Annotated in this window: 10 protein-coding genes and 1 pseudogene; 8 read left to right on the top strand and 3 right to left on the bottom strand. The window is 68.0% G+C overall.

Annotation, left to right across the window (positions count from 1 at the left end; translation table 11 throughout):
* Nucleotides 1-534, bottom strand: a pseudogene (locus J7E68_RS01360) (TrkH family potassium uptake protein); the annotation flags it as partial.
* 104 nt (nucleotides 535-638) lie between these two features.
* On the opposite strand from J7E68_RS01360, the gene J7E68_RS01365 reads away from it, so the two are divergent.
* From J7E68_RS01365 to J7E68_RS01400, 8 genes are all read left to right on the top strand, one after another.
* Entirely contained in the window at nucleotides 639-1055 is a 417-nt protein-coding gene (locus J7E68_RS01365) for a helix-turn-helix transcriptional regulator (RefSeq protein WP_215169160.1), read from the top strand.
* 343 nt (nucleotides 1056-1398) lie between these two features.
* Nucleotides 1399-1590, top strand: a complete 192-nt coding sequence (locus tag J7E68_RS01370) for a helix-turn-helix domain-containing protein (RefSeq protein ID WP_053098849.1) — start codon at nucleotides 1399-1401, stop codon at nucleotides 1588-1590.
* A 16-nt stretch (nucleotides 1591-1606) separates the two neighbouring features.
* Complete coding sequence (locus J7E68_RS01375) at nucleotides 1607-2092, top strand: hypothetical protein (protein WP_215169163.1); 486 nt, start codon at nucleotides 1607-1609, stop codon at nucleotides 2090-2092.
* Nucleotides 2093-2204: 112 nt separating this feature from the next.
* A complete protein-coding gene (locus J7E68_RS01380; protein ID WP_003792170.1) occupies nucleotides 2205-2303 on the top strand; it encodes a 30S ribosomal protein bS22 in 99 nt (32 codons plus the stop codon).
* 81 nt (nucleotides 2304-2384) lie between these two features.
* Complete coding sequence (locus J7E68_RS01385) at nucleotides 2385-2687, top strand: rhodanese-like domain-containing protein (protein WP_215169165.1); 303 nt, start codon at nucleotides 2385-2387, stop codon at nucleotides 2685-2687.
* Entirely contained in the window at nucleotides 2684-2974 is a 291-nt protein-coding gene (locus tag J7E68_RS01390) for a glutaredoxin family protein (RefSeq protein WP_215169167.1), read from the top strand. Before J7E68_RS01385 ends, J7E68_RS01390 begins: the two co-directional genes overlap by 4 nt.
* Complete coding sequence (locus tag J7E68_RS01395; RefSeq protein WP_215169169.1) at nucleotides 2971-3270, top strand: Dabb family protein; 300 nt, start codon at nucleotides 2971-2973, stop codon at nucleotides 3268-3270. Before J7E68_RS01390 ends, J7E68_RS01395 begins: the two co-directional genes overlap by 4 nt.
* Before the next feature lie 48 nt (nucleotides 3271-3318).
* Nucleotides 3319-3942, top strand: a complete 624-nt coding sequence (locus J7E68_RS01400; protein ID WP_215169171.1) for a 4'-phosphopantetheinyl transferase superfamily protein — start codon at nucleotides 3319-3321, stop codon at nucleotides 3940-3942.
* A 41-nt stretch (nucleotides 3943-3983) separates the two neighbouring features.
* On the opposite strand, the gene J7E68_RS01405 is transcribed toward J7E68_RS01400, so the two are convergent.
* Both J7E68_RS01405 and J7E68_RS01410 read right to left on the bottom strand, forming a co-directional pair.
* Nucleotides 3984-5282 (bottom strand): M1 family metallopeptidase, encoded by a 1299-nt coding sequence (locus J7E68_RS01405; protein WP_215169173.1) that lies wholly within the window; start codon nucleotides 5280-5282, stop codon nucleotides 3984-3986.
* The coding region (locus J7E68_RS01410) for a Pls/PosA family non-ribosomal peptide synthetase (protein ID WP_396652478.1) at nucleotides 5279-6499 on the bottom strand (1221 nt) is incomplete at its 5' end. The genes J7E68_RS01405 and J7E68_RS01410, both read right to left, overlap by 4 nt.

Below are 6499 nucleotides of genomic sequence, written 5' to 3' on the forward strand. Positions count from 1 at the left end.
GGGGTAGAGGAGGACGGCGAGCACGCCTTCGAGGATCAGAGCCGAGACGGCGACGGTGGGCAGCAGCTGGCCGACCTCGCCCAGACGCACGGTCTGGCGCTCGTTCACCACACCGCCGTGAGCGCGGAGGGGGTTCGTGTCGCCGGCCGCGAGGAGCTTGGCGCGCAGTCCGAGCCGCTTCGAGATCAGCATGCCCATGAGCGATGCGAGGGTGAGCACGCCGAGGGCGCCGATGTTGACGCCGATGAAGATCAGCACATGCCCGAACGGCGACCAGTGGGTGGCCATGTCGACGGTCGAGAGACCTGTGACGCAGATCGTGGAGACGGCGGTGAACAGCGCATCCGCGAGGGGCGTCACATCGCGCGTCGCAGAGGCGATCGGCAGTGAGAGCAGAACCGTGAAGACGAGGATCAGCAGGGCGAAGATGACGATCGCGAAGCGCGAGGGCGACGAGGTGATGAGGTGCTTGCCCCAGGAGGCCGCGTTCTGGAGCCGCTGTCGAGGCGACGACGCCGAAACGATGCCCGACATCGCGTCCCCCTTCGATCTTCCATCGCCGCGCGTCGCGGCTGCACGACGCGATTCGCCGAGCCTTCGTCATGGTACTCCGTGCCAGGGACCACTACCCTGATCACATGACGGACATCTTCGACGTGATCGCAGACGGTACGAGGCGAGACATCCTCCAGCTCCTCCTGCGTCGCACCACCGAAGGGGATGCCGGCACGAGCGTGAGCCACATCGTGTCCGATCTCGGCATCAGCCAGCCCACGGTCTCGAAGCACCTGAAGGTGCTGCGCGAGGCCGAGCTCGTCAGCGTGCGCGAAGACGGGCAGCGTCGTTTCTACAGCCTCGCCGTCGAACCGCTCGGAGCGGTGGATGACTGGCTCGTGCCGTTCCTCATGGATGCCTACGGCGACGACGCGCCCGACATCGACTACCCCGGACTCCCGCTGCCCGACGGCGCCGCCCACGCGGCCGAGGTCGTCGGGCGGGCAGCCGCATCCGCCAAGCATGTGGTGGCCAGCGCCCTCAAGCGCCTCGGCGCCTGAATCGCAGCGCCGCGCGAGCCTCGGCGCGGATGACGCCGACCGCAGACGCACGTCGCCCCTGACGACCCGGGGGGCTGGTCGTCAGGGGCGGTGCCGCGGGCCCCAGCCCGCGTGAACTCGGATGGTGCCATCGTGAGTCGTGCCGTCAGCCTCGCAGAGCAGCCTGAGCGGTTCCGGCAAACGTCCTATGTCTCCGCTGAGACGTCGCGGTGCGGGTTCGGCACTTTTCCGGGGCGCGCGTTCGTTACCGTCCCAGATCCTCATTGATCACACAGGCCACATGGGTTTACATGCGTCCCAGACAACCCATAGAGTGTGCACAATCGAGAAAGGGGTACGTGGGATGCCCGAGGTACCTGATGTCCGGTTCCTGACGGTGGCTGAGGTCGCCGAACTCATGCGCGTGTCGAAGATGACCGTGTATCGGATGGTGCACGCTGGGGAGCTGCCTGCCATCCGCTTCGGCCGCAGTTTCCGCGTGCCCGAGTCCGCAGTGGCCGAGGCGCTGCAGCGGCCCATCGCCGACGTGGGCTGATCGGGCGGAGGAGATCGTGGACGTCAGCACGTTCTACGCACTCTTCTCTACGACCTGCTTCACGCTCACGGGCCTGTGGTGGAACGTCGTCCGTGTTCGCACCGACTGGTCGGCGGATCCGGCCATGCGTCGGACGATCGGCGGCATCTACCTCTCCTTCCTTCTGCCCGCCCTGATGGGACTCTTCGCCCAGGTGGGCGGCACGGAGAACCCGATCCTCTGGCGGGCGCCCTTCGTGGTCATCGCCGTCGTCGGCGGAGTGTCGATGCTCCGACTCGTCTCACGCTCACGGCGTGACGGGACGACAGCCGCGGTGCGCTGGACTCAGGCGGGGACGATCGTCATCTACGGCGCGATCGCCGTGATCGGCGTCGCGCCGCAGGTCGCGGAGCCTGCCGGGCTCAAGCCGATCCAGGTCGAGGCGCTTCTTCTCATCGCTCTGGTCGCACTCGGACACGCCCTGGTGTGGCGGTTCCTTGTGACCGAAAACGTCGTCGAGTGACGGCGTGCAGCAGGAGCTCCACGGTTTGCTAGACTGATCCGAGGCATTTTCCGTGCCCGTACCCGGGTGTCCGTCACCGACGACACCCAGCCACTGACTTAGTGAGGTTTCCGTGGGTTCTGTCATCAAGAAGCGCCGCAAGCGCATGGCGAAGAAGAAGCACCGCAAGCTGCTTCGTAAGACTCGCCACCAGCGTCGCAACAAGAAGTAAGCGACCAGACACGAGCGCCTGTCTCCGGACGGGCGCTTTGTGTCTCTACCCCCGGTTTCCCATTCGTCGCAGGAGCATGCCATGAAGTCGATCACCGTCACCGAGCTCGCAGAGCGCTCGAACACCCCGCTCATCGACGTCCGCGAGGTGGACGAGTTCGCTCGGGGTCACGTTCCGGGTGCTGTCAACATCCCGATGTCCGAGATCGGCAACCGGCTCGAAGAGCTGCCGGCCGAGTCCTTCGACGTCATCTGCCAGGCAGGCGGACGTTCGGCGCGGGTCGTCGAAGCGCTCGAGGGCCGCGGCTATGACGCGACCAACGTCGAGGGCGGCACCGGCGAGTGGATCGCCAGCGGCCGCGAGGTCGAGGTGCCGTCGGCGTGACCACGCTGACCCTCATCGGCAAGCCCGACTGCCATCTGTGCGACGTCGCATCAGAGATCATCGACTCGGTCGTCGCCGATCTGCCTGATGCGGCCGCCGAGCGCATCGAGATCGTCGAGGCATCGATCCACGACGATCCGGCGCTCTACGAGCTGTGGTGGGAGAAGATCCCCGTCGTTCTGATCGACGGCGATCTGCACGCCCATTGGCGGCTGTCGGCCGACCGGTTGCGCGACGCACTCGAAGAGGCCGTCCAGAACGATGCCCTGAAGAAGGAAGTCCGATGATCCGCCACGTCGTCACCTGGAAGCTCGCCGAGCAAGACGCGGCGCAGCGTGCCGAGCAGGCCGCCGAGGTCGCCCGCCGCCTGAACGCGCTCGACGGAGTCGTGCCGCAGCTGCGTTCGATCTCCGCGGGTGCGAATGTCGCGTACCCCGAGGCGAACTGGGATGTGACGCTGGTCGCCGATTTCGATTCGATCGACGAGCTCGAGGCGTATCAGGTGCATCCGGCGCATGAAGAGGTCGTCGCATTCGTGCGTTCGGTCGTCGCCTCCCGGGTGGCCGTCGACTTCGAGGTGTGAGGCTCCGACCGCTGCCAGGACCCGAAGAGATGAGCGCGGGGAGACGGCGTGGGTGAGATCACCTGGCGCGATGTGAGCGTCGCGTGGGCGCATCCGTCTCGACTCCAGGGTTTCACCGCGGACGATCTCGTGGCGATGGGTCAGGCGCAGGTCGACCGGTTCCACCAGCTCAGCGGAGGCCGTGCTCAGGGCTTCCTCGCCGGCAGGGCCTTGATCCGCGACCGTGTCCGCCGCCTCACAGGCCTCGACGAGGTCGTGCTCGACAGCCGTTGCGACCGGTGCGGCGCTGCGCACGGCCGACCGACGACCGCCGGCGTCTCGATGAGCGTGAGCCACTCCGACGATCTCGTCGTGGTCGCCGTGAGGCCGGGCCGGGAGCCGGTGGGGGTCGATGTCGAAGCGCTGGCCTCGTCCGCCCGGGTCGACGAGGTGGCAGCGCTCTTCGCGAACGGGCTCGCGCCGGATCTCGCAGGATGGACCCGCATCGAGGCGGCTCTCAAGGCGGATGGGCGAGGCTTCGCGGTCGATCCGGATGCCGTGGTGCTGCATCCGCCCTCGCCGGATCCCCCTCCGCGGGTGTGGTCAGCTGTGCTCCCCGGGCGCGCTTCCACGATCGACGTCGTCACTCTCGCCGGTCCGCCAGGTCACGTGCTGAGCGTCGCGATCGGCTGAGGGGCGCCGCGGGCGTGATCTCGGTCCCGACGCCGACGCTGTCAGACGGTGCGGGGAAGAGCGGGCAGCGGGCGCTCGTCGATCCAGGTGCGCACGAGCGCACGGGCCGGACCGCCGGAGGTTTCCTCGACCAATCCGAGGAAGTCATCGCTCGTCACCGCGAGTCCCGCGAAACGGCTCGTCCATGCGCGGGTCAGGGTGAAGAAGACCTCGTCGCCGATCGTGAGGCGAAGTGCATGGAGTGCGAGGGCGCCGCGCTTGTAGACGCGATCATCGAACATGTCGCTCGCGCCCGGGTCTGAGAGCACGAGGTCCTGAGGGAGCGTGCGCAGGTGGGCGTGATGAGCCACGGCCTTCGCCTGCGTCGTCGGCCCACCGGAGGCCTCCGACCAGAGCCATTCCGCGTAGCAGGCGAACCCCTCGTTCAGCCAGATGTCCTGCCATCGGGCGACGCCGACGCTGTTGCCGAACCACTGGTGCGCGAGCTCATGAGCGATCAGCCGTTCGCTCCCGCCGATCCCGTCGACGTGGTTGGCGCCGAAGATCGCCATCCCCTGCGCCTCGAGGGGGATCTCGAGCACGTCGGGAGTGATCACGACCTTGTACGACTCGTAGGGATAGGGGCCGAACGCCTGCACGAACGTCGTCATCATCTCGGGGAGCGTGGCGAAGTCCGCGCGAACCCGCGCAGCGAGCGCCCGCGGGTGGAACAGGCGCCCGGGAGTCGCGCCGAGGGCGACTCTGTCGTCGTCGTACTGGCCGATCTGCACCGTCATCAGATAGGTGGCGGTCGGTACCGGCTGATCGAAGGTCCACCGCGTTCGACCACGCTGCATCGACCGCGTGGCGGCACCGCCGCTGACGACCGTGTACTCCGGGTCGGCGGTGAACTCCAGACGATAGGTCGCCTTGTCCGAGGGCACGTCGTTGCAGGGGAACCAGGTCGGGGCACCCGTCGGCTGCGAGGCGACCAGCACGACGTCGTCGAGCTCTTCCCACCCGAGGAGCCCCCACCGGGTGCGACGGGGCGAAGGGGCGCCGGAGTAGTCGACGGTGACGGTGAGCTCCTGACCGCTCTGCCGTTCGCCGCCGAAGAGCACCTTGAGGCGCCGATCGTCCTGCCGGAACGACGCGGACCTGTCGCCGCTCACCCGCACCTTGGTCGCCTTGAGGCCGACCAGATCGAGCGATATGTGCTTGGCCGACTCCTGCATCCGCACCGTGATCGTCGCGGTGCCCGTGAGGCGGTTCGTCGTCACCCGGTAGTCGATGACGAGGTCGTAGTGCACCACCCCGTAGCGTCGATCGCCGCTGTGCGGGGTGTACGGGTCGACGGTCATGCGTTCGTGGCCTGGTACGAGCGCACCTTGACCGCACGCCACGGGCCGATGGGGTTGCCGCTCCACCGACTGCCGACGGGCACGAACTCACCGCGCATCACCAGCGAGGCAGGCCCGACCGTGGCATCCGACCCGATGGTGGCTGCGGGCAGGATCACGCTGTGCGGACCCAGGGTCGCACCGTTCTCGAGGGTCACTGCATCGATGCTCATCACTCGATCATGGAACAGATGAGTCTGAACCACACATCCGCGGTTCACCGTGGCGCCGTCTCCGAGGGTGACCAGGTCGGGCTCGGGCAGCCAGTAGCTGTCGGTCCAGACGCCGCGCCCGATCTTCGCGCCGAGTGTGCGCAGCCAGATGGCGAGTGCCGGAGTGCCCGACGCGGAGTTGGCGAACCAGGGCGCGGCGACCATCTCGGTGAACGTGTCAGACACCTCCGTGCGCCAGACGAAGCTCGACCAGAGGGGGTGTTCGCCCGCCCGGATCGGACCCACGATCAGCCACTTGGCGGCGGTGGTGATCAGGGCGGCGAACGCACCCGCCGCGAGCATCACGGCGCTCGAGACGATGACTGCCCATCCGAGTCCCCAGGCATCGACCACAGCCGCGAGCGTGAGCATCACCCCGAGTCCGATCGCGCATGTCACGAACACCGGGACGATGCGGCACAGCTCCCACAGGGCCCGTGCGAGGCGGAGTCCTGCGCGTGGCCGGTACGTGCGCTCGAGATCGGAGTCGTTGACGACTCGGCGAAGCCGCGCGGCAGGCGAGCCCAACCACGACGAGCCCGCCTTCGCCTTCGGGGGAGCGACCGACAGCACGGCGACCAGTCCGTCGCGCGGCACGTTGTGCCCTCCCGCGGCCATGCCGGAGTTGCCGAGGAACGCGCGCTTGCCGATGCGCGCGGTGCCCAGTCGCATCCATCCGCCCTGCAGTTCGTAGGTCGCGACCATGGTGTCGTCGGCGAGGAACGCTCCGTCGGCGATGGTCGTGAGCTTCGGGATGAGCAGCACGGTCGATGCCTCGACGTCTCGGCCGACATCGGCGCCGAGAGCGCGGAGCCAGAGCGGGGTCGCGATGCTCGAGTACAGCGGGAAGAGGAACGTGCGGGCGGAGTCGAGCAGGCGCTCGGTCGTCCAGGCCTGCCAGGCGATGCGCGAGCGCACGGGGTAGACGCCCTCGGCGAGACCCGCTCCGAGCACGCGCACGAGAAT

This window comes from Microbacterium sp. ISL-103 (genome assembly GCF_018613995.1).
Lineage (GTDB): Bacteria > Actinomycetota > Actinomycetes > Actinomycetales > Microbacteriaceae > Microbacterium.

Excerpts from the sequence above, each read along its gene's own strand:
- J7E68_RS01365 (WP_215169160.1), top strand. The coding sequence starts at position 639 with ATGACGGACATCTTCGACGTGATCGCAGACGGTACGAGGCGAGACATC.
- J7E68_RS01370 (WP_053098849.1), top strand. The coding sequence starts at position 1,399 with ATGCCCGAGGTACCTGATGTCCGGTTCCTGACGGTGGCTGAGGTCGCC.
- J7E68_RS01385 (WP_215169165.1), top strand. The coding sequence starts at position 2,385 with ATGAAGTCGATCACCGTCACCGAGCTCGCAGAGCGCTCGAACACCCCG.
- J7E68_RS01395 (WP_215169169.1), top strand. The coding sequence starts at position 2,971 with ATGATCCGCCACGTCGTCACCTGGAAGCTCGCCGAGCAAGACGCGGCG.
- J7E68_RS01405 (WP_215169173.1), bottom strand. The coding sequence starts at position 5,282 with ATGACCGTCGACCCGTACACCCCGCACAGCGGCGATCGACGCTACGGG.